Below are 22613 nucleotides of genomic sequence, written 5' to 3'. Positions count from 1 at the left end.
CGTCCGGTCAGCCGCGCGGGACGCGCACGACACCTTCCTGGATCACGGTGACCGCCAGGCGGCCGTCCTGGGTCCAGATGCGGGCCTGGCCCAGGCCGCGCCCGGCGGACGCCGAGGGGGACTCCTGGTCGTACAGGAGCCACTCGTCGGCGCGGAAGGGCCGGTGGAACCACATGGCGTGGTCCAGGGAGGCGCCGACCACGTCGCCGACCGCCCAGCCGCCCCGGCCGTGCGCGAGCAGCACCGAGTCCAGCAGGGTCATGTCGGACACGTAGGTGGCCAGGCAGACGTGCAGCAGCGGGTCGTCCGCGAGCTTGCCCCGGGTGCGGAACCAGACCTGGGAGCGCGGCTCCAGCGGCTTGCCGACCGAGCCCCACGGCGGGGTGGTCGCGTACCGCAGGTCCACGGCGCCGCGCGCCTCCAGCAGCCGTTCGACGGTGCCGGGGTCGCGGAAGATCTCCCGGTACGCCGGCAGTGCCTCGGCGGCGGTGGGCAGGGAGTCGGGGTCCGGCGCGGCCGGCATCGCGGTCTGGTGCTCCATGCCCTCCTCGTACGTCTGGAAGGACGCGGAGAGGTGGAAGATCGGCTGTCCGTGCTGGACGGCGACCACGCGGCGGGTGGTGAAGGACCGCCCGTCGCGGATCCGGTCCACGGAGTACACGATCGGCGCACCGGAGTCGCCGGTCCGCAGGAAGTACGAGTGGAGCGAGTGCGGCAGCCGGTCGGAGGGCACCGTGCGGCCGGCCGCGACCAGGGCCTGGGCCGCGACCTGGCCGCCGAACACGCGCGGCACCAGGGAGGTGCGGCTCGTGCCGCGGAAGATGTTCTCCTCGATCTGCTCCAGGTCGAGCAGATCGAGGAGGTCCGCCAGTGCGGCGTCTCTTTCGAACTCGGCCAAGTGGGTTACAGACCCATCGACTTGGCGATGATCGACTTCATGATCTCGCTGGTGCCGCCGTAGATGCGGTTGACGCGGTTGTCCGCGTACAGGCGGGCGATCGGGTACTCGTTCATGTAGCCGTAGCCGCCGTGGAGCTGGAGGCAGCGGTCGATGACGCGGTGCGCGACCTCGGTGCAGAAGAGCTTCGCGGAGGCGGCCTCGGCCGGGGTCAGCTCGCCGGCGTCCAGGGCCTCCAGGGCGCGGTCGGCGACGGCCTGGGCCGCGTCCACCTCGGCCTGGCAGGCGGCCAGCTCGAACTTCGTGTTCTGGAAGTGCGCGACCGGCTTGCCGAAGACCGTGCGGTCCGTGACGTACTGCTGGGCGAACCGGACGGCCGCGGCGGCCTGGGCGTAGGCGCCGAAGGCGATGCCCCAGCGCTCGGAGGCCAGGTTGTGCCCGAGGTAGTAGAAGCCCTTGCCCTCCTCGCCGAGCAGGTCCTCGACCGGGACCTTGACGTCGACGAACGCCAGCTCGGCGGTGTCGGAGGTCTTCAGGCCGAGCTTGTCGAGCTTGCGGCCGACCGAGTAGCCCTCGGACTTGGTGTCCACGGCGAAGAGGGAGATGCCGAAGCGGCGGTCCTCGGCCGAGGGGGCGGAGGTGCGGGCGCAGACGATCACGCGGTCGGCGTGCACGCCGCCGGTGATGAAGGTCTTGGCGCCGTTGAGGACGTAGTGGGTGCCGTCCTCGGAGAGCTTGGCGGTGGTCTTCATGCCCGCGACGTCGGAGCCGGTGCCCGGCTCGGTCATCGCCAGCGCCCACATCTCCTCGCCGGAGGTGAACTTCGGGAGGAAGCGCTTCTTCTGCTCGTCGGAGGCGAGCATCTTGATGTAGGGCAGGGCGAGCAGCACGTGCACGCCGGAGCCGCCGAAGTTGACGCCCGCGCGGGAGGTCTCTTCGTAGAGGACGGCCTCGAACTTGTGGGTGTCCAGGCCCGCGCCGCCGAACTCCTCGGGGACGTTGATGCCGAAGACGCCCAGCTCGCCGAGCTTGTAGTAGAAGTCGCGCGGCGCCTGGCCGGCCTGGAACCACTCGTCGTAGACGGGGACGACCTCGGCCTCGATGAAGGCGCGGAGGGTCTCCCGGAACGCCTCGTGGTCCTCGTTGAACACCGTACGGCGCACGGCCGGCTCCCTTCGTCGCGGCAGTCCGCCGCCCTGTCTAAGCGCTTGCTCATAGCTAAGTTACCGGCGGGTTGTCGATCCTGTCCAGAGTCGGCCGCGGGACCGGGCCGGCCGGCCCTGGGGGTGAACCCCCAGGGCGCCCCTGAGGAGGGGGCCCGCCGTCCCGGAGGGGACGGGCGCCGACGAGTCCTCTGTGCGGACGATCCGCCCGCCCGGCGTGATCACCAGGATGGGACGGGTCAGAGGGAACACCGAACCGAGCACACCGGAGCAGCAGTGAACCGACGCACCCGCACCGCCCTGGCCGCCGTCCTCCTCCTGGGCCTCGCCGCCGGACCCGTGACCGCCACCGCCGTCGCGGCACCCGCCCCCGCGGGGGCCGTCTCCGCGGCGGCCGTCTCCACCGGGCAGCAGGGGCCGGACGCGGAGGCCCTGCGCGCCGGTATCGCCGGACTGCCCGACCAGGACGCGACCGCCGCGCTGGTCCGCGTCGGCGGGAACGGCCGCTGGACCGGAACCGCCGGCGTGCGCGACCTCCGGACCGGGGCCCCGGCCCTGGCCGACGCCCGCTTCCGGGCCGGCTCCACCACCAAGGTCGTCACGGCCGCCCTCGTCCTCCAGCTCGCCGCCGAAGGCAAGGTCGACCTGAACGCCCCCGTGAACGCCTACCTCCCGGGCCTGGTGCCGGCGAGCTTCACCAAGCCCGTCACCGTCCGCCACCTCCTGAACTTCACCAGCGGCATCCAGGCCGGGGCGTCCTTCGGCGACACCGTCGAGGAGGAGTACCCGCACCGCTTCGAGACCCTCCCGTACCAGGAGGTCGTGGCCGGGGGCCTGTCCAGGGGGCCGGCGTTCGAGGCGGGCACCAGGCAGCAGTACAACAACATCAACTACACGATCCTCGGCATGCTGGTCGAGAAGGTCACCGGCGACTCGTTCGCGCACCAGGCCGAGGTCCGGATCTTCCGCCCGGTCGGCATGACCGGGAGTTCCTTCCCCAAGGGCGCCGACCCGCGCATCCACGGACCGCACAACCGGGGCTACCAGCTGATGGGCGGCGAGCGGGTGGACGTCACCGAATGGAACATGACGGACCGCTTCGCCGCCGGCGACATGATCTCCACGACCCGGGACCTGGAACGCTTCGTCTTCGCCCTCTTCCGCGGCCAGGTGGTGCCCGAACCGCAGCTGAAGGAGATGTTCACCGTCCCCGACCTCCCGGGCGCCACCCGCAGCGCCGGGCTGGAGCGCCTCGTCGTGAACGGCAAGGAGGTCTGGGGCAAGACCGGCGCCCGCCCGGGGTACCACACCGTCGTCGCGGCGACCCGGGACCTGTCCCGGACCCTCGTCTACTCCGTCAACAGCACGGACGCCAAGGGTGACGGCCTGAAGATCGTCCAGCGGTTCGGGCTCGCGGCGTTCAACCGCTGACCCCGGGCGGCCGGCGCAGGGCGAACCACAGCTCCATCCGGGTGTCCGGGTCGTCGAGGTCCCGGTCCAGCAGCGCCGCGCAGCGGGCCACGCGCTGGCGGACCGTGTTCCGGTGCACGCCGAGCGCCGCCGCGCTGCGGTCCCAGCTGCCGTGGTGGGCCAGCCAGCCGCGCAGGGTGTCCCGCAGGACGGGGGAGAGGGGCTCCAGGAGGGCCTCGGCGTGGGCCCGCGCCTCGGCCTCGCCGACCAGGCCCGCGAAACCGGGGTCCGTGTGCCGGGCCACCGCGGTCCGGGCCGCCTCGGCGCGGGCGAGGGCGCGGCGGGCCTGCGCGTCGGCCGTGGCCAGGGCGTCGGGGGAGGCCGGGGCGCTGACCCCGAGCCGCCAGCCGGGCTGCGGGCCGGGCTCGCGTTCGGTGAGCAGGCGTACGCCGTCCCCGCGCGGGTCCAGCAGTACGGTGCCCAGCGCGCCGGCCAGGGCCTGCGGGTCCCCGGTGCCCCGGGCGTGGACCGCGTACCAGGGGCCGGGGGCGAGGGCCCCCGCCGGATCCCCGTCCAGCAGCAGCCGGGTCAGGGCGGCCGCCTCGTCCCCGGCGGGCCGCTCCGCCGTGACGAGGGTCAGCAGCACCGCGGCGATGGAGGCGATGGTGTGGTCGCCCGGGGTGCGTCCCGGGGTGGCCAGGGCCAGCACCCGCCCGCCGCCCACGGCGTACGCGGCCAGGCTCGTGCCGCCGAGCGCGTCGGTGGCGGTGGCCGCGGCCCCCGGGGCCACCCGGCGGGCCAGCGCCTCCACCGCGCCGAGCACCCCCGCGTCGGGAACGGCCCCCGCGGTCGTGACGGCTCCCGCGGTCGCGACGGAGCCCCGGCCGGGACCGGGGGTTCCGGCGGCGTCGGGGCCCGGGGCGAGCAGTGCGGCCCAGCCGCCCAGGCCCGCCGCCAGCCGGGACAGCACCGCCGGGACCGGTTCCGGGCGGGCCGCGGCCGCCGCCAGGGCCTGCTGCACCTCCGCGACCCGGCGCAGCTCCCGCGTACGCGCCTCCGCCATCAGCCGCCCGACGCTGCGGGCGACCGCCGTGAACGGGGTCCCGGGCGGGACCTCCACGAGCGGCAGCCCGTGCCGCTCGCACGCCTCGGCCAGGCCCGGCGGGACCACCTCGTGCACCGGGGTCACGCCGAAGCCGAGCGCGGCGGCCCCGGCGCGGGCGAGCCGGGCGGCGTAGGCGGCGGCCCCGGCCTCCGTCAGCTCGGCCCCGGCCGTCAGCAGGAGCTCGCCGCCCAGCAGGTACGGGGACGGGTCCGCCATCTCGGAGGCGTGCACCCCGTGCACCTCCGCCGCGGCCGGCCCCGCGAGGTGCCGCAGCCCGAGCCCCCGCTCACCGAGCAGCGCCGCGAGCCCCACGGGCGGCGTCATCGGCTCCCCGGCGGGGGCCGACGCCGCCGCCCGCGGCCCGTCGCCGGGGTTCGGGGGGACCGGGACCTCACCCATGGATACTCCGTACATTCCGGTGCCGTCAGATGGATGAAACGTACCCTCCCCACCCCCGCGCGGCACGCTTACGCTCGAAGGACCGCACCAGCAGGACCACCAGAAGGGCACCCCCCATGAGCACGCAGCCGCGCGGCCCCGTCGACTCCTCCCGCATCCCGCGCTACGCGGGCCCGGCGACCTTCGCCCGCCTGCCCCGCCTCGACGAGGTCGGCTCCGCCGACGTCGCCGTCGTCGGCGTGCCCTTCGACTCCGGCGTCTCCTACCGCCCCGGCGCCCGCTTCGGCGGCAACGCCATCCGCGAGGCCTCCCGCCTGCTGCGCCCCTACAACCCGGCCCAGGACGCCTCCCCCTTCGCCCTCGCGCAGGTCGCGGACGCCGGTGACATCGCGGTGAACCCCTTCAACATCAACGAGGCCGTCGAGACGGTCGAGGCCGCCGCCGACGAACTGCTCTCCTCCGGCTCCCGCCTGATGACCCTCGGCGGCGACCACACCATCGCCCTCCCGCTGCTGCGCTCCGTCGCGAAGAAGCACGGCCCGGTCGCGCTGCTGCACTTCGACGCCCACCTGGACACCTGGGACACCTACTTCGGCGCCGAGTACACCCACGGCACCCCGTTCCGCCGCGCCGTCGAGGAGGGCATCCTCGACACCGAGGCCCTCTCCCACGTCGGCACGCGCGGCCCGCTGTACGGCAAGCAGGACCTCGACGACGACGCCAAGATGGGCTTCGGCATCGTGACCTCGGCGGACGTCTACCGCCGCGGCGCCGACGAGATCGCCGACCAGCTGCGCCAGCGCATCGGCGACCGCCCGCTGTACATCTCCATCGACATCGACGTGCTCGACCCGGCCCACGCCCCCGGCACCGGCACGCCCGAGGCGGGCGGCATGACCTCCCGCGAGCTGCTGGAGATCATCCGCGGCCTGTCCTCCTGCAAGCTGGTTTCGGCCGACGTCGTCGAGGTCGCCCCGGCGTACGATCACGCGGAGATCACCTCGGTCGCGGCCTCGCACACCGCGTACGAGCTCACCACGATCATGAGCCGTCAGATCGCGGCGGCGAAGTAAGAAGGGCACCACACACCCGTGACGCACGACCACGACCTGGTACTCCGTCCCACCGAGGCCCAGAGGGCGGCCGCCCTGGCGCCGCCGCCGGGCCGCACGGGCGGGGACCTGGTCGTGGAGACGCTGCGCGGGCTCGGCGCGACCACCGTCTTCGGCCTGCCCGGTCAGCACGCGCTCGGCCTCTTCGACGCGGTCGGCCGCTCCGACCTGCGCCTGATCACCCTGCGTACGGAGAACAACGCGGGCTTCGCCGCCGACGCGTACGGCCGGCTCACCGGCGAGGCGGTCCCGCTGCTGCTGTCCACCGGGCCCGGGGCGCTGATGTCCCTGCCCGCCCTCGCCGAGGCGGCGGCCGCCTCGGCGCCGGTCCTCGCCCTCTCCTCCCAGGTCCCCACGGCGGGCCTGGGCGGAGGCCGGCGCGGCCACCTCCACGAGCTGCGGGACCAGGCGGCGTCCTTCCGCGACGTGGTGAAGTCCGTCCACACCGCCCGCACCCCCTCCCAGATCCCCTCCGTGATCGCCGAGGCCTGGGAGTCGGCGCTCACCGCCCCGCACGGCCCGGTCTGGGTGGAGATCCCCGAGGACGTACTGCGCGCCGAGACGGTGATCCCGCAGGTCACCGGCATGGACGCGACCCCGCACGAGCTGGCCCCGCGCCCCGAGCTCACCGCGCTGGCCGCGCACTGGCTGTCGAACGCCTCCCGCCCGGTGATCATCGCGGGCGGCGGGGTGATCCGCGCCGACGCCGCCGGCAAGCTCAGGCAGCTCGCGGAGCTCCTGAACGCCCCCGTGGTCACCACCTTCGGCGGCAAGGGCGCCTTCCCCTGGACCCACCCGCTCTCCCTCCAGTCCTGGCTGGAGGACCGCCACACGACCGACTTCCTGGAGGACGCGGACGTCCTGCTGGTGGTCGGCTCCGGCCTGGGCGAGCTGTCCTCGAACTACCACACGTTCTTCCCCACGGGCCGGGTCGTCCAGATCGAGGCGGACCTCGGCAAGCTGGAGTCCAACCACCCGGCCCTCGGCATCCACGCCGACGCCCGCCTCGCCCTCCAGGCCCTCCTGGAGACGGTGGAGCCCCGTCCGGACGAGGACGCCCCCGAGCGGGTCCGCGCGCTCCTCGCCGCGATCGAGGACCGCCTCGCCCAGCAGGACGTCACCCTCGAACGGGAGCTCCTGGCCTCCATCCGGCAGGCCCTCCCGCCCCGCTCCCCGTCCTTCTGGGACATGACGATCCTGTCCTACTGGGCCTGGTCCGCCTTCGACGCGAAGCACCCGAACACCATGCACTCGGCGCAGGGCGCGGGCGGCCTCGGCTACGCCTTCCCGGCGGCCCTGGGCGCGGCGGTCGCCGAGCCCGGCACCCCGGTCCTGGCGGTCTCCGGCGACGGCGGCGCCATGTACTCCGTCGCGGACCTCGCCACCGCCAGGCAGTACGACCTGGACGTCACCTGGCTGATCGTGGACGACGGCGGCTACGGCATCCTGCGCGAATACATGGGGGCCGCCTTCGACGGCCGCACCACGGCCACCGAACTGACCCGCCCGGACTTCGCCGCCCTGGCGGAGTCCTTCGGCGTCCCGGCCGCCACCACCACCCCGGACACCCTCCGCGAGGACCTCGCCCGCGCGCTCAAGACCCCGGGCCCCTCGGTCCTCGTCCTCCCCGCCACCCTCAGGATGTTCGCCCCGACGCACCTCTGAGCCCGTTGCCGCCTCCCGGACCCGTCCCTATGCTTCATATGGGACGGTGATAGGAGGCATATATGTCCAACCTCTACATGGAAGTGGATGACGAGGCCCTCGCGGAGGCGGCGGCCATACTCGGCACGAGGTCGAAGAAGGACACGGTCAACGCGGCCCTCCAGGAGGTCGCCCGCCGACACAAGCGCCTCGAAGCGCTCGAGCGGCTCGTGGAGATGGGTGAGCGGGGCGACTTCGACGTTCTCCTCGACAAGGCCGACTACCGTCAATGAGTCCCGTCACGTATCTGATCGACACCTCCGCGGTGGTGCGGATCCTGACCGACGCGGACGTGCGGAAGGTCTGGCGCGACCATCTCGCCGAGGGCGTGATCGGCATCTGCGAGGTGACGGAGCTGGAGATCCTCTTCTCGGCCCGCTCGCTCGCCGACCGCCTGGAGAAGGAAGCGCTGCTGGGCGAGCTCTTCAACCGGACGGCCATGCCCGACAGCGTCTACATCCGGGCCCGCGCGGTCCAGCGGCTGCTCACAGACCGGGGCGAGCACCGCAGCGCGGGCCCGGTCGATCTGCTCGTCGCGGCGACCGCCGAACTCACCGGCCTCACGCTGCTGCACTACGACAAGGACTTCGACACGATCGCACGGGCAACGGGCCAGCCCACCCGCTGGGCGGCCCGCCCCGGCGAGGCCAGGCCCTAAGGGCCCGTCCGCCGCCCCCGAGGTCCCCTGGACGGCCGAGGACCCCGAGCGCTCCCCGCACACCGGTGCGATCGTTGCGGTGGGATGAAATCCGCCGGTGGGGGCGTTGGGGGAGGCGGCAGGACAGGACCGACGGGGAGGCACCACGTGACGGCGGCGCAGGCTGGGGAGAAACAGGGCTGGGGCAGGCGGCTGGCCGCCTACAGCTGGCGGTACAAGGCCAACGTGCTCCTCGCGCTCGGGTCCTCCCTGGCGGGCATGGCCGTCATGGCCCTCGTCCCCCTCGTCACCCGGGTCATCATCGACGACGTCATCGGTGACGAGAGCAGGCCCATGGGGCCCTGGGCCGCCCTGCTCATAGGCGCCGCCCTGCTGGTCTACGTACTGACCTACATACGCAGGTACTACGGCGGACGCCTCGCCCTCGACGTGCAGCACGACCTGCGCACCGACATGTACGACGCCATCGCCCGCCTCGACGGGCGCCGGCAGGACGAGCTGTCCACCGGACAGGTCGTCGGCCGGGCCACGAGCGACCTCCAGCTGATCCAGGGCCTGCTCTTCATGCTGCCCATGACCATCGGGAACTTCCTGCTCTTCGGGATATCCCTCGGGATCATGCTGTGGCTGTCGCCGCTGCTCACCCTCGTCGCGCTGCTGATGGCCCCCGCCCTCTGGTTCATCGCCAAGCGCAGCCGCAGGAAGCTCTTCCCCGCCACCTGGTACGCCCAGGGCCAGGCCGCCGCCGTCGCCTCCGTCGTCGACGGCGCCGTGACCGGCGTACGGGTCGTCAAGGGCTTCGGGCAGGAGGAGCAGGAGACCGGCAAGCTCCGCGAGGCCGGCCGCCGGCTCTTCGGCGGCCGGATGCGCGCCATCCGGCTGAACTCCCGCTACACCCCCGCCCTCCAGGCCGTCCCCGCCCTCGGGCAGGTCGCCATGCTGGCCCTCGGCGGCTGGCTGGCCACCGACGGGCACATCACCCTCGGCACCTTCGTCGCCTTCTCCACCTACCTCGCCCAGCTGGTCGGCCCCGTCCGGATGCTCGCGATGGTGCTCACCGTCGGCCAGCAGGCCCAGGCCGGCGCTGAGCGGGTGTTCGAGCTCATCGACACCGAGCCGGTGATCCGCGAGGGGACGCGGGAGCTGCCCGCCGACGCGCCCGCCACCGTCGAGTTCGAGGACGTCCGCTTCGGGTACGAGCCCGGCCGTCCCGTCCTCGACGGCTTCTCCCTTTCCCTGGCCGAGGGCGAGACCGTCGCCCTCGTCGGCGCCTCCGGCAGCGGCAAGTCCACCGTCTCGCTGCTCCTGCCGCGCTTCTACGACGCCGACCGGGGCACGGTCCGAGTCGGCGGCCACGACGTGCGCGAGCTGACCTACGGCTCCCTGCGCGGCGCCATCGGCCTGGTCCCCGAGGACTCGTTCCTCTTCTCCGACACCATCCGCGCGAACATCGCCTACGGACACCCCGGGGCCGGCGAGGAGCAGATCCGCGCCGCCGCCCGCGCCGCCCAGGCCGAGGGGTTCATCGAGGCCCTTCCCGCCGGCTACGACACCAAGGTCGGCGAGCAGGGCCTGACCCTCTCCGGCGGCCAGCGCCAGCGCATCGCCCTCGCCCGCGCCATCCTCACCGACCCCCGCCTGCTGCTCCTGGACGACGCCACCTCCGCCGTCGACGCCCGCGTCGAGCACGAGATCCACGAGGCGCTGCGGGCCGTCATGGCCGGCCGCACCACCCTGCTGATCGCCCACCGCCGCTCCACGCTCGCGCTCGCCGACCGGATCGCCGTACTGGAGCACGGGCGGCTCGCCGACATCGGCACGCACGAGGAGCTGGAGCACCGCTCCGCGCTCTACCGGCGGCTGCTCACCGACCCCGAGGCCCTCGGCGCGCACTCGCCGCGCACCCCCGACGCGCCGTCGATGACGGAATTCGAGCGGGAGCTCAAGAAGGACATCGAGAAGGACATCGAGCTCGAAGCCGAGATCGACTCCGAGCCGGTGAGCGCCAAGCGCCGCGTCGCCGACGGGGTCACCCCCGAGCTGTGGCGGCGCCAGGACCAGGGCGACACCGACGCGATGCCGGGCGCCACCCCCGAACTGCTCGCCCAGGTGGCGGCCCTGCCGCCCGCCGACGACGAACCGCGGGTGGACGAGGCCCGGGCCGCGGCCGCCGAGGAGAGCTACGGCCTGCGCCGGCTGCTCTCCGGATTCTGGGCCCCGCTCGCCGTCAGCCTCGGCCTGGTCGCCCTCGACGCGGGCGCCGGCCTGCTGCTGCCCGTACTGATCCGGCACGGCATCGACCAGGGCGTGGAGAAGGCCGCCCTGGGCGCGGTGTGGGCGGCTTCCCTGCTCGCCCTCGCCGTGGTCGCCGGGCAGTGGGCCGCGCAGTTCGCCGAGACCCGGATGACCGGGCGGACCGGTGAGCGCGTGCTCTACTCGCTGCGCGTCAAGATCTTCGCCCAGCTCCAGCGCCTCGGCTTGGACTACTACGAGCGCGAACTCACCGGCAAGATCATGACCCGGATGACCACCGACGTGGACTCCCTGTCCAGCTTCCTTCAGACCGGGGTCGTCACCGCCGTCGTCTCCATCCTGACCTTCTTCGGCATCCTCGTCGCCCTGCTCGTCCTCGACGTCGGGCTCGCCCTGATCGTCTTCGCCACCCTGCCCGTGCTGGTCATCGGCACGGTCGTGTTCCGCCGCAGGTCGGTGGTCGCCTACGAGCTGGCGCGCGACCGCGTCAGCCTGGTCAACGCCGACCTCCAGGAGTCCGTGGCAGGCCTCCGGCTGGTGCAGGCCTTCCGCCGCCAGGACGCCGGCCGGGCCCGGTTCGCCGAGCGCAGCGACGCGTACCGGGACGCGCGGGTGCGCGGACAGTGGCTGATATCCGTCTACTTCCCCTTCGTGCAGCTGCTGTCCTCGGGCGCGGCGGCGGCCGTGCTGATCGTCGGCGCGGGCCGGGTCGAGGCGGGCACCCTCACCACCGGCGCCCTGGTGGCGTACCTGCTGTACATCGACCTGTTCTTCGCCCCCGTCCAGCAGCTCTCGCAGGTCTTCGACGGGTACCAGCAGGCCACCGTCTCCCTCGGCCGGATCCAGGACCTGCTGCGCGAGCCCACCACCACCCCGCGTCCGGCCGACCCCCGCGAGGTCGGCGCGCTGCGCGGCGAGATCGCCTTCGAGGGCGTGCGCTTCCAGTACGGCACGGCCGAGGAGCGCGGGGAGAAGGGCGAGGCGCTGGCCGGGATCAGCCTGCGGATACCCGCCGGTCAGACCGTCGCCTTCGTCGGCGAGACCGGGGCGGGCAAGTCCACGCTGGTCAAGATGGTGGCCCGGTTCTACGACCCGACCTCCGGCCGGGTCACCGCCGACGGCACCGACCTGAGGGAGCTGGACCTGACGGCGTACCGCCACCGGCTGGGGGTCGTCCCCCAGGAGCCGTACCTCTTCCCGGGGACGGTCCGCGACGCCATCGCCTACGGCCGGCCCGGCGCGAGCGACGCCGAGGTGGAGGCCGCCGCCCGCGCGGTCGGCGCCCACGACATGATCGCCACCCTCGACGGCGGCTACCTGCACGCCGTCACCGAGCGCGGCCGCAACCTCTCCGCGGGCCAGCGCCAGCTGATCGCACTGGCCCGCGCCGAGCTGGTCGACCCGGACGTGCTGCTGCTCGACGAGGCCACCGCGGCCCTGGACCTGGCCACCGAGGCGCAGGTCAACCGGGCCACCGAGCGGCTCGCGGGCAAGCGCACCACCCTGGTGGTGGCCCACCGGCTGACCACGGCCGCCCGGGCCGACCGGGTGGTGGTCATGGACCGGGGCCGGGTCGTGGAGGACGGGAGCCACGCCGAACTGCTGGCCCGGGGCGGGCGGTACGCGGTGCTGTGGCGGACCTTCGCCGGGGAGGACGAGGCGGCCGCGGCCGCGTAGCCGGCCGGTCCGAGGGGCGTCCCGGGGTCAGAGCTCGCCGAAGAGCAGGTTCCCCGGGGCGTCCTCGTCGTCACCGGTGTAGTACTCGCGCACGGCGTCGAGGAGTTCCTCGACCGACAGGTAGCCGTCGTGGTTCTTGTCGATCCGCGCGAAGAGGGTGTCCGCGTCGGCGGGCTCCAGCCGGGTGTCGAAGGCCAGCTGCGCCTTGTGGAACTCGTCGGGGCTGATGTGCCCGTCGCCGTTGGTGTCGACGACGGTGAGGATCGCCTTCATCATCGGCCGGAAGGACTTCTCGTACGCCGGGCCGCCGTCCTTGTAGAGGCGGGTCATTCCGTCCCGGTACTGACCGGGGGTCAGCTTCTGGTCCTGGCCGACGCCGAGCTCGTTGAAGAGGTCCACCCAGAAGTCGGTGAGGCCGCGGAACACCTCGGTCGCCTTGGGGGAGTCGGCGGGCTCCGACAGCGCGGTCAGCAGCCGGGACCCGAGCGCGATCATGTCCTTCTCGTCGATCACGCCGTTGGAGTCGGCGTCCAGGTGCGCGAACGCGCGCTCCAGCTTGCGGTCGAGCAGATCGGTCGTCATGTCGGCTGCCTTTCACGGCTACGTTGGGCGTTCGGTCGATCGCCTAGAGTAGTGCAACCTTCCGGTGCGGCTGAGCGTCGTACGTGAGTACGTGTTACGTACGACCGATCGGGGGGCCAGGAATGAGGCAGGGCCGCGAGGGGCGACGGCGGGTCGTGTCCCTGGGGGTGTTCGGGGGTGCGCTGTGGCTCGCGCTCGGCGGGGTCGTCGCGGCCGCGCCCGAGGCGCTGGCGGCGACCGGCGGCTGTCCCGGACAGCTCGTCAGGACGCTGCCCCTGCCGGGCGCCGAGGTGCGCGTGTACAAGAGCCGGACCCAGGTCTGCGCCGTGAACGTCGCCCTGAACCCGGGGGAGCGCCGCCACATGGCGGTGAGCGTTCAGCCGCGCGGCGGGGTCCCGGTGGGCGATGCGGGGCAATTCGCCCGGTACGCGGGCCCCGTCACCGTGGGCGTGATCAACCGGTGTGTGTATGTAAGGGGTGAAGTGGCGGCCGGATCCGTGGATTCCGGCTGGATCCTGTGCTGAGGGCGCGTCCCAACTGGGGCTGTTCACGAGCAGGTTGACCCCGCTAGGTTCACGGGCGACCACAGTGAACTCAAGGGGAGGGTGAATGCGCAACACGCTCGGCCGACTGCTGCCCGTCGCGGTGCTGATCGGCACCATGGGCACGGCCGGCTTCACGGCTCAGACGGCCACCGCCGCAGAGCCGGCCGCCGCCGCGCAGGCCGCCACCGCCGGACAGGGCTCCGCAGCGGACATCAAGGACCAGATCCTCGCGATCCCGGGCGTGAGCCTGATCGAGGAGAAGCCGTACCCCGGCTACCGGTTCTTCGTACTGAACTACGAGCAGCCGGTCGACCACCGGCAGCCGTGGAAGGGCACCTTCAAGCAGCGCGTCACCCTGCTGCACAAGGACGTCTCCCGGCCCACGGTGTTCTTCACCTCCGGCTACAACGTGAACACCAACCCGCGCCGCTCGGAGCCGACGACCATAATCGACGGCAACCAGCTGTCGATGGAGTATCGATTCTTCAACCCGTCCCGCCCCGACCCGGCGGACTGGTCGAAGCTGGACATCTGGCAGGCCGCCAGCGACCAGCACCGCCTGTTCACCGCCTTCAAGAAGCTCTACCCCAAGAACTGGCTCGCCACGGGCGGCAGCAAGGGCGGCATGACGGCGACCTACTTCGAGCGCTTCTACCCGCGCGACATGGACGGGGTCGTCGCCTACGTGGCGCCCAACGACGTCGTCAACAAGGAGGACTCGGCCTACGACCGGTTCTTCAACAAGGTCGGCACCAAGGAGTGCCGTGACAAGCTCAACGCGGTCCAGCGCGAGGCCCTGATCCGCCGCGAGCCGCTGGAGGCCAAGTACACGGCCGCTGCTGCCGAGAACGGCTGGACCTTCAACACCGTCGGCAGCCTCGACAAGGCCTTCGAAGCCGTCGTCCTCGACTACACCTGGGCCTTCTGGCAGTACAGCCTGCTCGCCGACTGCGCGGCGATCCCGGACGCCAAGACCGCCACCGACCAGCAGATCTGGGACACGGTCGACGCGATCTCCGGCTTCTCGGCCTACGCCGACCAGGGCCTGGACACGTACACGCCGTACTACTACCAGGCCGGCACGCAGCTCGGCTCGCCCGACATCACGCAGCCGCACCTCAAGGGCCTGAGCCGCTACGGCTACCAGCCGCCGCGCAACTTCGTGCCGCGCGACATCCCCATGACCTTCCAGCCGGCGGCCATGGCGGACATCGACCACTGGGTCCGCAACAACGCCAACCAGATGCTGTTCGTGTACGGACAGAACGACCCGTGGGGCGCCGAGCCCTTCCGTCTCGGGTACGGGGTGCGCGACAGCCACGTGATGACCGCGCCGGGCGCCAACCACGGGGCCAACGTCGCCAAGCTCCAGGACGGCGAGAAGGCCCTCGCGACCGCGAAGATCCTCCAGTGGGCCGGCGTGGCCCCCGCCGCGAACGTGTTCAGCCGGGAAGGGGCCGCCCCGCAGGCGGCGCCGCTCGCCGCGCCGGACCCGCAGCTCGACCAGACCGACCTGCGCCGCGAGTCGCTGCGGCGCTGACGGTCCCGGCCGGGCCACGGGCTGGTACGCGTACCTCCGGTACACGCACCCGCGGTACTTCAGTACGACAGCCCGTGGCCCAGCGGGTAGCGGCCCGGGACGGGCACGGGGAGGCGGCCCGACGGCCGGCTCGCCCCCGTCAGCACCCGGGCCGCCGCCCGCATCTCCACGTCCGTCCAGGTGTACGTGGCCAGCTCGGCCGCGCACCGCGGCAGCCGGGCCGGGTCGTACGGATTGCGCACCGCCACCAGCACCACCGGGACGCCCGTCGCGACCAGCTCCGCCACCAGCGTGCGCTGCGGACTCTCCCCCTCCGGGACGTTGTACGTGCACACCAGCACCGCCGCGTGCCCCGGCGCGGCCGTCGGCGCCCGCTCGGGCGGGAGCGCCTGCGCCCGGCAGCCCAGGGCGGTCAGCTCCCGCGCCAGGACCGCCGTCGGGGGGCCCGTGGTGCCCGTGGGGGAGACCGGGTCGGTACCCGTCACCAGCAGCCGCGGCCCGGCCGACGCGTCCAGCGGCAGCAGCCCGTCCGGGTTGGCCAGCAGGGTGGTCGTCCCGGCCGCGACCGCGTCGGCGGCCGCCAGGTGCCCCTGCGTCCCCACCGCCGCGTCCACCCGCGCGTCGGAGGTGTACGGGTCCTCGAACAGACCCCGGCGGGCCTTCAGCGCCAGGATCCGCAGCACCGATTCCTCGATCCGGGCGCGCGACAGCTCGCCCGACTCCACCGCCGCCAGCACGCTGCGGTACGCCAGCCCCAGGTCGGGCGCGTTCAGCAGCAGGTCGCAGCCCGCCTTCAGGGCCAGTACCGGCACCCGGTCGTCCCCGTACTCCTGCCGGACCCCGGCCATGTCGAGGGCGTCGGTGACCACCACCCCGCCGAAGCCCAGCTGTTCGCGCAGGACGCCGGTCACGATGGGCCGCGAGAGGGTCGCCGGGTCCTCCGAGGGGTCGAGGGCGGGGAAGACGATGTGCGCCGTCATGATCACGTCCACACCCGCGCGCACCGCCGCCCGGAACGGCGGCGCGTCCAGCCGCTCCCACTCGGCGCGGGTGTGCCGCATCACCGGCAGCCCGACGTGGCTGTCCGTCTCGGTGTCCCCGTGCCCCGGGAAGTGCTTCGCCGCGGCCGCCACCCCCGCCGACTGGTAGCCGCGCACCTGGGCGGCGGCCAGGGCCGCGACCGCGCCCGGGTCGGAGCCGAAGGAGCGTACCCCGATCACCGGATTGGCCGGGTTCACGTTCACGTCGGCCACCGGCGCCCAGTCCTGCCGGATGCCCAGCGCCGCCAGCTCGGTCCCCGCCACCCGCGCCGCCCGGCGGGCCGCCTCGGCGGAGCCGGCCGCGCCGAGTGCCATCGCCCCGGGCAGCAGCGTCGCGGGCCGGCCGATCCGGGCGACGGCCCCGTGCTCCTGGTCCACGGACAGCAGCAGCGGGATCCCCGCCCCGGAGTCGGCCGCGGCCCGCTGGAGCCCGTTGGACAGGGCGGCGATCTGGTGCGGGGCGCGCGTGTTGTGGGCCCACGCGAAGTAGACGACCCCGCCCAGGTGGTAGCGGGCCACCAGCTCGGCGGCGGTGCGCACCCCGAAGTGCTTCAGGTTCAGCTCGGCGTCCGCCGGCTCGGGGTCCGTCGCGGAATGCCCGTAGGCCCGGGACACGAACAACTGCCCCACCAGCTCGGGCAGCCCCAGCCCGGCGACCAGCGCCCGCAGCCGCTCCCGGTCCGGCGTGCGGCCCGGCGGCCGGGAGTCGTCCGGGGTACTGGAAACGGCGGTGGAGGCCACGGTGGAGGCGGCACCGGCGGCCGTGACGGCGGCCATGGCGGCGGCGGCGAGCAGAGCCCGGCGTGAGGCGTGGTTCGGCACCCACGGGACCCTACTGCGGCACCCGGCCGGTCGCCTGACGGACACTCGGGAATGGCCCGTAAGTGACGGCGTCCTGAGCCGGGTGGCAGGACGTCCCCCTGCTGCCGGGGCGGGACGGCCGTCCCCTACGCCGCCCAGTGCTCCTGGAGGGTCCGTACCGCCTCGGTGATCGCGGGGCGGCGGGCCGCGCCCGTCCGCCACAGGGCGTACAGCCTGCGGACCGGGCCCGGTTCCAGCGGTACCGCCACCGCGCCCGGCGGCAGCGCGCCGGTGCCCAGCCGGGGGACCACGGCGATGCCGAGGCCGGCCGCGACCAGGGCGACGACCGTGTGGTTCTCCTCGGCGGTGTGGGCGATGTCCGGCTCGAACCCGGCCGCGCGCATCGTCCGCACCAGCCAGTCGTGGCAGACCCGGCCGGGCGGCTGGCACACCCACCGCTGGCCCCCGAGGTCCGCCCGGCGCACCACCCGCCGGGCGGTGAAGGGGTGCCCGGCCGGGACCACCAGGTCGCAGCGGTCGTCCCCGATGACCGCCTGCTCCACACCCTCGGGGGCGGGCAGCGGGGCGATGTCCCAGTCGTGGGCCACCGCCAGGTCGGTGACGCCCCGGGCGACCAGGTCCACCGAGAGGTGGGGGTCCACCTCCGTGAGGCGTACGTCCAGCGCGGGATGCCGGCGCGCCAGGTCGGCCAGCACGCCCGGCAGCAGCCCGCGCGCCGCCGAGGCGAAGGCGGCCACCGTCAGCAGCCCGCTCGGGCGGCCGCGCCGTTCCTCCAGGGTGGTCTCGGCCCGCTCCACGATCGCCAGCAGCTCCCGGGCGGTGTCGGCGAGGTGCCGGGCCTCCTCGGTGAGCGCGACCCCGCGCCCGCGCCGCTCCAGCAGCGTGGTGCGCGTCTCCCGCTCCAGTTTGGCGATCTGCTGCGAGACCGCGGAGGGGGTGTAGCCGAGGGCGGCCGCCGCGCCCGCGACCGAACCGTGGACGGAGACGGCGTGCAGGGCGCGCAGCCGGGACAGGTCGAGCATCCGCCAATCGTAAGCACTGCTTCATCCATCCCGGTAGTGATCCGCGCTGGTGCTACATGGTGGTGGCGCCGATGCTCGGAGCATGCGTCCCGTACACACCGCACTCGCCGTACTCGTCGCCGCCGTCTGGGGGTTCAACTTCGTCGTCATCGAGATCGGCCTCGGACACTTCCCGCCGCTGCTGCTGTCCGCCCTTCGCTTCCTCGTCGCCGCGCTGCCCGCGGTGTTCTTCGTGGGGCGCCCCAAGGTCGCCTGGAAGTGGGTCATCGGGGTCGGAGTGGCCCTCGGCATCGCCAAGTTCGGGCTGCTGTTCACCGGGATGGCCGCCGGGATGCCGGCCGGGCTGTCCTCGCTCGTGCTCCAGGTCCAGGCCGTGTTCACCGCCGCCCTCGCCGCCCTCGTACTGCGCGAACGGCCCGGCCGGATACGGCTGCTGGGGATGGCCGTGGCGCTGGCGGGGATCGCGGTCGCCGCCGTGGACCGGGGCCTGTCCGGGCCCGTCACCGGCTTCGTGCTGGTCGTCGCGGCCGCCGCCTGCTGGGGCGTGTCCAACGTGCTCACCCGCAAGGCCGCCCCGGCCGACGCCATGAACTTCCAGGTGTGGGTGTGCGTCGTGCCGGTGGTCCCGCTGTTCGCGCTGTCGCTGCTGCTGGAGGGGCCCGAGCGGGACCTGGCCGCGCTGCGCGCCCTGGACTGGTCCGGAGTGGCGGTCATCGGCTACGTCGCCTGGGTGTCCACCGTGTTCGGCTTCGGCGCCTGGACCTGGCTGCTGCGCCGCTACCCGGCCTCGGCCGTGGCGCCGTTCTCGCTGCTGGTGCCGGTGTTCGGGATGTCCTCGGCCGCCCTGGTGCTGGGGGAGTCCGTCTCGGGGCTGCGCTGGCTCGCGGCGGTGCTGCTGGTCGGCGGCGTGGGCCTGACCTCGCTGGCCCCCGCGCGCACGGAGGACCGTACGGCCGGGGTCAGCGCGGTGAGTCCTCGCGCAGCGGCAGCCGCCAGTCCTGCCCCGTGAGGGAGACCCCGTACGAGCGGTGCGGGCGCTCGGCGACCAGGGTGAAGCCGGCCCGCTCGTAGAGGGAACGGGCCGAGGTCAGCACGTCGTTGGTCCACAGCACCAGCTCGCGGTAGCCCGCCGAACGGGCGAAGGCGACGACGGTGTCGACCAGCAGGGTGCCCACCCCGAGCCCGCGCCCGGCCGGCTCCACGAGCAGCAGCCGCAGCCGGGCCGTGCCGGGCGTACCGTCCTCGCGCACGCACATCACCGAGCCGACCGGCTCGCCCTTGTGCTCGGCGATCCAGACCCGCTCCAGATGGGGATCGTGGTCCTCGGCGAAGTCCGCGACGATACGGGCCACCAGGCCCTCGAACTCCTGGTTCCAGCCGTACTCGGCGGCGTAGAGCGCGCCGTGCCGCTGCACGATCCAGCCCAGTTCGCCGGGCCCGGGATCCCGCAGCCGCACCGCCGCGCCGGAAGTCCTCATGGCTGCCGAGGATAGCGCGGGGGCGGCCCGCCGGGCGGGGCTACTTCTTGCCGCCGCCCAGGATCTGGCCCAGCAGGTCGCCGAGGCCGGGGTCGCCGGCGGGGGTGCCGGAGCCGGGGGCCCCGGCGGCGGGGTTCCGCTTGCCGGCGGCGGCGCGCTTGGCGAAGACGGCCATCAGGACCGGGATCAGCAGCTCGATGACGCGCATGACGGTCGGGGCGGGGATGCCGGTCTTCTTCGAGACGGCGTTGGCCACGGGCTTGCCGACCTTCGCGAGCACCCCGGCCATCATCCCGCCGCCGAGCAGGCCGCCGAGGCCGCCGCCGAGGGTGGCCACGCCCTGGAGGGGGGTCTCGGAGGCCTCGGCGACGGCCTGGCGGACCTCGTCGTCGTCGGCGTCGGCCTTCTCCTGGAGGCCGCCGGCCATCGCGCCGACGGTCTCCGTGACCGCCGTGCGGGCGCCGTCGGCGTCGGTGCCGAGCAGGGTGGCGATCTCCTGGAGCCGGCCATCGCCCAGTTCGCCCAGTACGTCGTCCTCGAAAGAAGAGTCGCTCATGCCGGAAACGCTACTTGTGCGGCGATTTGACGGCACCTCGGAGTACTCCCCGGGTGGCTGAATGTAACGGAAAGGTAAAGCTGTGATTCCGCATGCAACCCTCCGGGCGGCACGCGGGTCGTATGTTGCGTCGGGACTTCCGGGTGGGGATCCGGGGGGATCGGGAAGTCCGACGAGGGAGGGGTAACCGTGAGGGGGTCCGGCCGTGAGGCCGGACCCCCTTTCGTTTCCCGGGGCCGCTTTCGCCCCCGCCGCCGGACCGTTGTCCACAGGCCCCGCCGCCCTGTCGGCGGCGGACGGTAGCTTCGTGCCATGGCGAACAACGGGGCTGTGCAACTGGCGGTGGTCGAGGGGGTGCTGGAGCGCATCACCTACGCCAACGAGGAGAGCGGGTACACGGTCGCGCGGGTCGACACCGGCCGGGGCGCCGGGGACCTGCTGACGGTCGTCGGCTCGCTCCTCGGCGCCCAGCCCGGCGAATCCCTGCGCATGGAGGGCCGCTGGGGCTCGCACCCCCAGTACGGCAGGCAGTTCAGCGTCGAGAACTACTCGACGGTCCTGCCCGCCACCATCCAGGGCATCCGCCGCTACCTCGGCTCCGGCCTCATCAAGGGCATCGGCCCGAGGATCGCCGACCGCATCGTCGAGCACTTCGGCCTCGACACCCTCGACGTCATCGAGGGGGAGCCGAAGCGGCTCATCGAGGTCCCCGGCCTCGGCCCCAAGCGGACGAAGCTGATCGGCGCCGCCTGGGAGGAGCAGAAGGCCATCAAGGAGGTCATGGTCTTCCTCCAGGGCGTCGGCGTCTCCACCTCCATCGCGGTGCGCATCTACAAGAAGTACGGCGACGCCTCCATCTCGGTGGTCAGGAACCAGCCGTACCGGCTCGCCGCCGACGTCTGGGGCATCGGCTTCCTCACCGCCGACCGGATCGCCCAGGCCGTCGGCATCCCGCACGACAGCCCCGAGCGGGTCAAGGCGGGCCTCCAGTACGCCCTGTCGCAGTCCACCGACCAGGGGCACTGCTTCCTCCCCGAGGAGCGGCTCATCGCCGACGGGGTCAAGCTGCTCCAGGTGGACACCGGGCTGGTGATCGAGTGCCTGGCCGAGCTCGCCGCCGATCCCGAAGGGGTCGTACGGGAGCCCGTGCCCGACCCCCAGGGCGGCCCGGACCCGCTGACGGCGGTGTACCTGGTCCCCTTCCACCGGGCCGAGCTGTCGCTGGTGGGCCAGGTCCGCCGGCTGCTGAACGCCGAGGAGGACCGGATGCCCGGCTTCCAGGACGTGGACTGGGACAAGGCCCTCGGCTGGCTCGCCGGGCGCACCGGGGCCAGCCTCGCCCCCGAACAGCGGGACGCGGTCAAGCTGGCCCTCACCCGCCGGGTGGCCGTGCTCACGGGCGGGCCCGGCTGCGGGAAGTCGTTCACCGTGCGCTCCATCGTGGAGCTGGCCCGGGCGAAGAAGGCCAAGGTGGTGCTCGCCGCCCCCACCGGACGCGCGGCGAAGCGGCTGTCCGAGCTGACGGGGGCCGATGCCTCCACCGTGCACCGGCTGCTGGAGCTCAAGCCCGGCGGGGACGCGGCGTACGACCGGGACCGGCCGCTCGACGCCGACCTGGTCGTGGTCGACGAGGCCTCGATGCTGGACCTGCTCCTCGCCAACAAGCTCGTCAAGGCGGTGGCCCCCGGGGCGCACCTGCTGCTGGTCGGCGATGTGGACCAGCTGCCCTCGGTCGGCGCCGGCGAGGTGCTGCGGGACCTGCTGGCGGAGGGCGGCCCGGTGCCCGCCGTCCGGCTGACCCGGATCTTCCGCCAGGCCCAGCAGTCGGGCGTGGTCACCAACGCGCACCGGATCAACACCGGGGTCCCGCCCATCACGGACGGCCTCCCGGACTTCTTCCTCTTCCCGGAGGAGGACACGGAGGCCGCCGGGATCCTCGCCGTGGACGTGGCGGCCCGCCGGATCCCGGCCCGGTTCGGCCTCGACCCGCGCCGGGACGTCCAGGTGCTCGCCCCCATGCACCGGGGCCCGGCCGGCGCGGGCAACCTCAACGGCCTCCTCCAGCAGGCGATCACCCCCGCCCGGCCGGACCTGCCCGAGAAGCGGTTCGGCGGCCGGGTCTTCCGGGTGGGCGACAAGGTCACCCAGATCCGCAACAACTACGAGAAGGGCGCCAACGGCGTCTTCAACGGCACCGTCGGCGTGGTCACCGCCCTCGACGCGGACGAGCAGCGCTTGACGGTCCGTACAGAGGAGGACGAGGAGGTGGCGTACGAGTTCGCGGAGCTCGACGAGCTGGCGCACGCCTACGCCGTCACCATCCACCGTTCCCAGGGGAGTGAATATCCGGCGGTCGTGATCCCCGTCACCACGGGGGCTTGGATGATGCTCCAGCGGAATCTGCTCTACACGGCCGTGACCAGGGCGAAGAAACTGGTCGTCCTGGTCGGGTCCCGCAAGGCCCTCGGTCAGGCGGTGCGTACCGTTTCCGCAGGCAGGAGGTACACCGCGGTCGCCTCACGACTCGCCGGCCGGGTCTCGGTGGGAAACATCACCTAGATGATCGATCATTTGGGGTTCCGACAACCGGCGCGGAGGGGGCAGGATGAGCAGGTTGACGGCACTCAGTGCCGTCAAAGAGACCAAAGG

17 protein-coding genes and 1 pseudogene are annotated in these 22613 nt (G+C 73.4%); 10 read left to right on the top strand and 8 right to left on the bottom strand.

What is annotated here, in order from left to right; genetic code table 11:
- Positions 1-7: 7 nt before the first annotated feature.
- The gene (tesB, locus tag AC069X_RS18035; RefSeq protein ID WP_478729566.1) at positions 8-898 is read right to left on the bottom strand and encodes an acyl-CoA thioesterase II; all 891 of its coding nucleotides are present in this window, start codon (positions 896-898) and stop codon (positions 8-10) included.
- A 5-nt stretch (positions 899-903) separates the two neighbouring features.
- Complete coding sequence (locus AC069X_RS18030; protein ID WP_478729565.1) at positions 904-2061, bottom strand: acyl-CoA dehydrogenase family protein; 1158 nt, start codon at positions 2059-2061, stop codon at positions 904-906.
- A gap of 276 nt (positions 2062-2337) precedes the next feature.
- On the opposite strand from AC069X_RS18030, the gene AC069X_RS18025 reads away from it, so the two are divergent.
- The gene (locus AC069X_RS18025; protein WP_478729564.1) at positions 2338-3492 is read left to right on the top strand and encodes a serine hydrolase domain-containing protein; all 1155 of its coding nucleotides are present in this window, start codon (positions 2338-2340) and stop codon (positions 3490-3492) included.
- Here AC069X_RS18025 and AC069X_RS18020 read toward each other — a convergent pair.
- The gene (locus tag AC069X_RS18020; protein ID WP_478729563.1) at positions 3482-4975 is read right to left on the bottom strand and encodes a PucR family transcriptional regulator; all 1494 of its coding nucleotides are present in this window, start codon (positions 4973-4975) and stop codon (positions 3482-3484) included. The genes AC069X_RS18025 and AC069X_RS18020 overlap by 11 nt on opposite strands.
- A gap of 116 nt (positions 4976-5091) precedes the next feature.
- Here AC069X_RS18020 and speB point away from each other — a divergent pair, with 116 nt between their 5' ends.
- From speB to AC069X_RS17995, 5 genes are all read left to right on the top strand, one after another.
- On the top strand, positions 5092-6048 hold the full coding sequence (gene speB / locus AC069X_RS18015) for an agmatinase (RefSeq protein ID WP_478729562.1): 957 nt from the start codon (positions 5092-5094) through the stop codon (positions 6046-6048).
- 18 nt (positions 6049-6066) lie between these two features.
- On the top strand, positions 6067-7752 hold the full coding sequence (locus AC069X_RS18010; RefSeq protein WP_478729561.1) for a thiamine pyrophosphate-binding protein: 1686 nt from the start codon (positions 6067-6069) through the stop codon (positions 7750-7752).
- Between the two features lie 62 nt (positions 7753-7814).
- Positions 7815-8024 (top strand): type II toxin-antitoxin system VapB family antitoxin, encoded by a 210-nt coding sequence (locus AC069X_RS18005; RefSeq protein ID WP_478729560.1) that lies wholly within the window; start codon positions 7815-7817, stop codon positions 8022-8024.
- Positions 8021-8449 carry a PIN domain-containing protein gene (locus AC069X_RS18000; RefSeq protein ID WP_478729559.1) on the top strand — a complete coding sequence of 143 codons (429 nt, stop codon included), beginning with the start codon at positions 8021-8023 and terminating at the stop codon, positions 8447-8449. The genes AC069X_RS18005 and AC069X_RS18000 overlap by 4 nt, the downstream gene beginning before the upstream one ends.
- Positions 8450-8533: 84 nt before the next feature.
- Entirely contained in the window at positions 8534-12379 is a 3846-nt protein-coding gene (locus tag AC069X_RS17995; protein ID WP_478729558.1) for an ABC transporter ATP-binding protein, read from the top strand.
- Positions 12380-12406: 27 nt separating this feature from the next.
- On the opposite strand, the gene AC069X_RS17990 is transcribed toward AC069X_RS17995, so the two are convergent.
- Entirely contained in the window at positions 12407-12961 is a 555-nt protein-coding gene (locus AC069X_RS17990) for an EF-hand domain-containing protein (RefSeq protein ID WP_478729557.1), read from the bottom strand.
- Between the two features lie 155 nt (positions 12962-13116).
- Between AC069X_RS17990 and AC069X_RS17985 the strand changes: the two genes are divergently transcribed.
- Both AC069X_RS17985 and AC069X_RS17980 read left to right on the top strand, forming a co-directional pair.
- A complete protein-coding gene (locus AC069X_RS17985) occupies positions 13117-13485 on the top strand; it encodes a hypothetical protein (protein ID WP_478729556.1) in 369 nt (122 codons plus the stop codon).
- Between the two features lie 85 nt (positions 13486-13570).
- Positions 13571-15046: an aminopeptidase gene (locus tag AC069X_RS17980; RefSeq protein ID WP_478729555.1), complete on the top strand. Its 1476-nt coding sequence runs from the start codon at positions 13571-13573 to the stop codon at positions 15044-15046.
- Between the two features lie 59 nt (positions 15047-15105).
- Here AC069X_RS17980 and AC069X_RS17975 read toward each other — a convergent pair whose 3' ends face one another.
- On the bottom strand, positions 15106-16908 hold the full coding sequence (locus AC069X_RS17975; RefSeq protein WP_478729554.1) for a glycoside hydrolase family 3 protein: 1803 nt from the start codon (positions 16906-16908) through the stop codon (positions 15106-15108).
- Between the two features lie 125 nt (positions 16909-17033).
- Complete coding sequence (locus tag AC069X_RS17970) at positions 17034-17930, bottom strand: LysR substrate-binding domain-containing protein (protein ID WP_478729553.1); 897 nt, start codon at positions 17928-17930, stop codon at positions 17034-17036.
- 82 nt (positions 17931-18012) lie between these two features.
- On the opposite strand from AC069X_RS17970, the gene AC069X_RS17965 reads away from it, so the two are divergent.
- The gene (locus AC069X_RS17965; protein ID WP_478729552.1) at positions 18013-18939 is read left to right on the top strand and encodes an EamA family transporter; all 927 of its coding nucleotides are present in this window, start codon (positions 18013-18015) and stop codon (positions 18937-18939) included.
- Here AC069X_RS17965 and AC069X_RS17960 read toward each other — a convergent pair.
- Positions 18890-19387 (bottom strand): annotated as a pseudogene (locus AC069X_RS17960) (GNAT family N-acetyltransferase); the annotation flags it as partial. The gene AC069X_RS17965 and the pseudogene AC069X_RS17960 sit on opposite strands and share 50 nt — an antisense overlap.
- 61 nt (positions 19388-19448) lie before the next feature.
- Positions 19449-19964, bottom strand: coding sequence for a DUF937 domain-containing protein (locus AC069X_RS17955; RefSeq protein ID WP_478729551.1), 516 nt, complete (start codon positions 19962-19964; stop codon positions 19449-19451).
- 312 nt (positions 19965-20276) lie between these two features.
- Between AC069X_RS17955 and recD2 the strand changes: the two genes are divergently transcribed.
- A complete protein-coding gene (gene recD2 / locus AC069X_RS17950) occupies positions 20277-22523 on the top strand; it encodes an SF1B family DNA helicase RecD2 (RefSeq protein WP_478729550.1) in 2247 nt (748 codons plus the stop codon).
- Positions 22524-22613 lie beyond the last annotated feature (90 nt).

This window comes from Streptomyces sp. NPDC043896 (assembly GCF_056435605.1).
The sequence above is the reverse complement of the archived record's forward strand: the minus strand, read 5'-3'. Positions and strand labels throughout refer to the sequence as shown.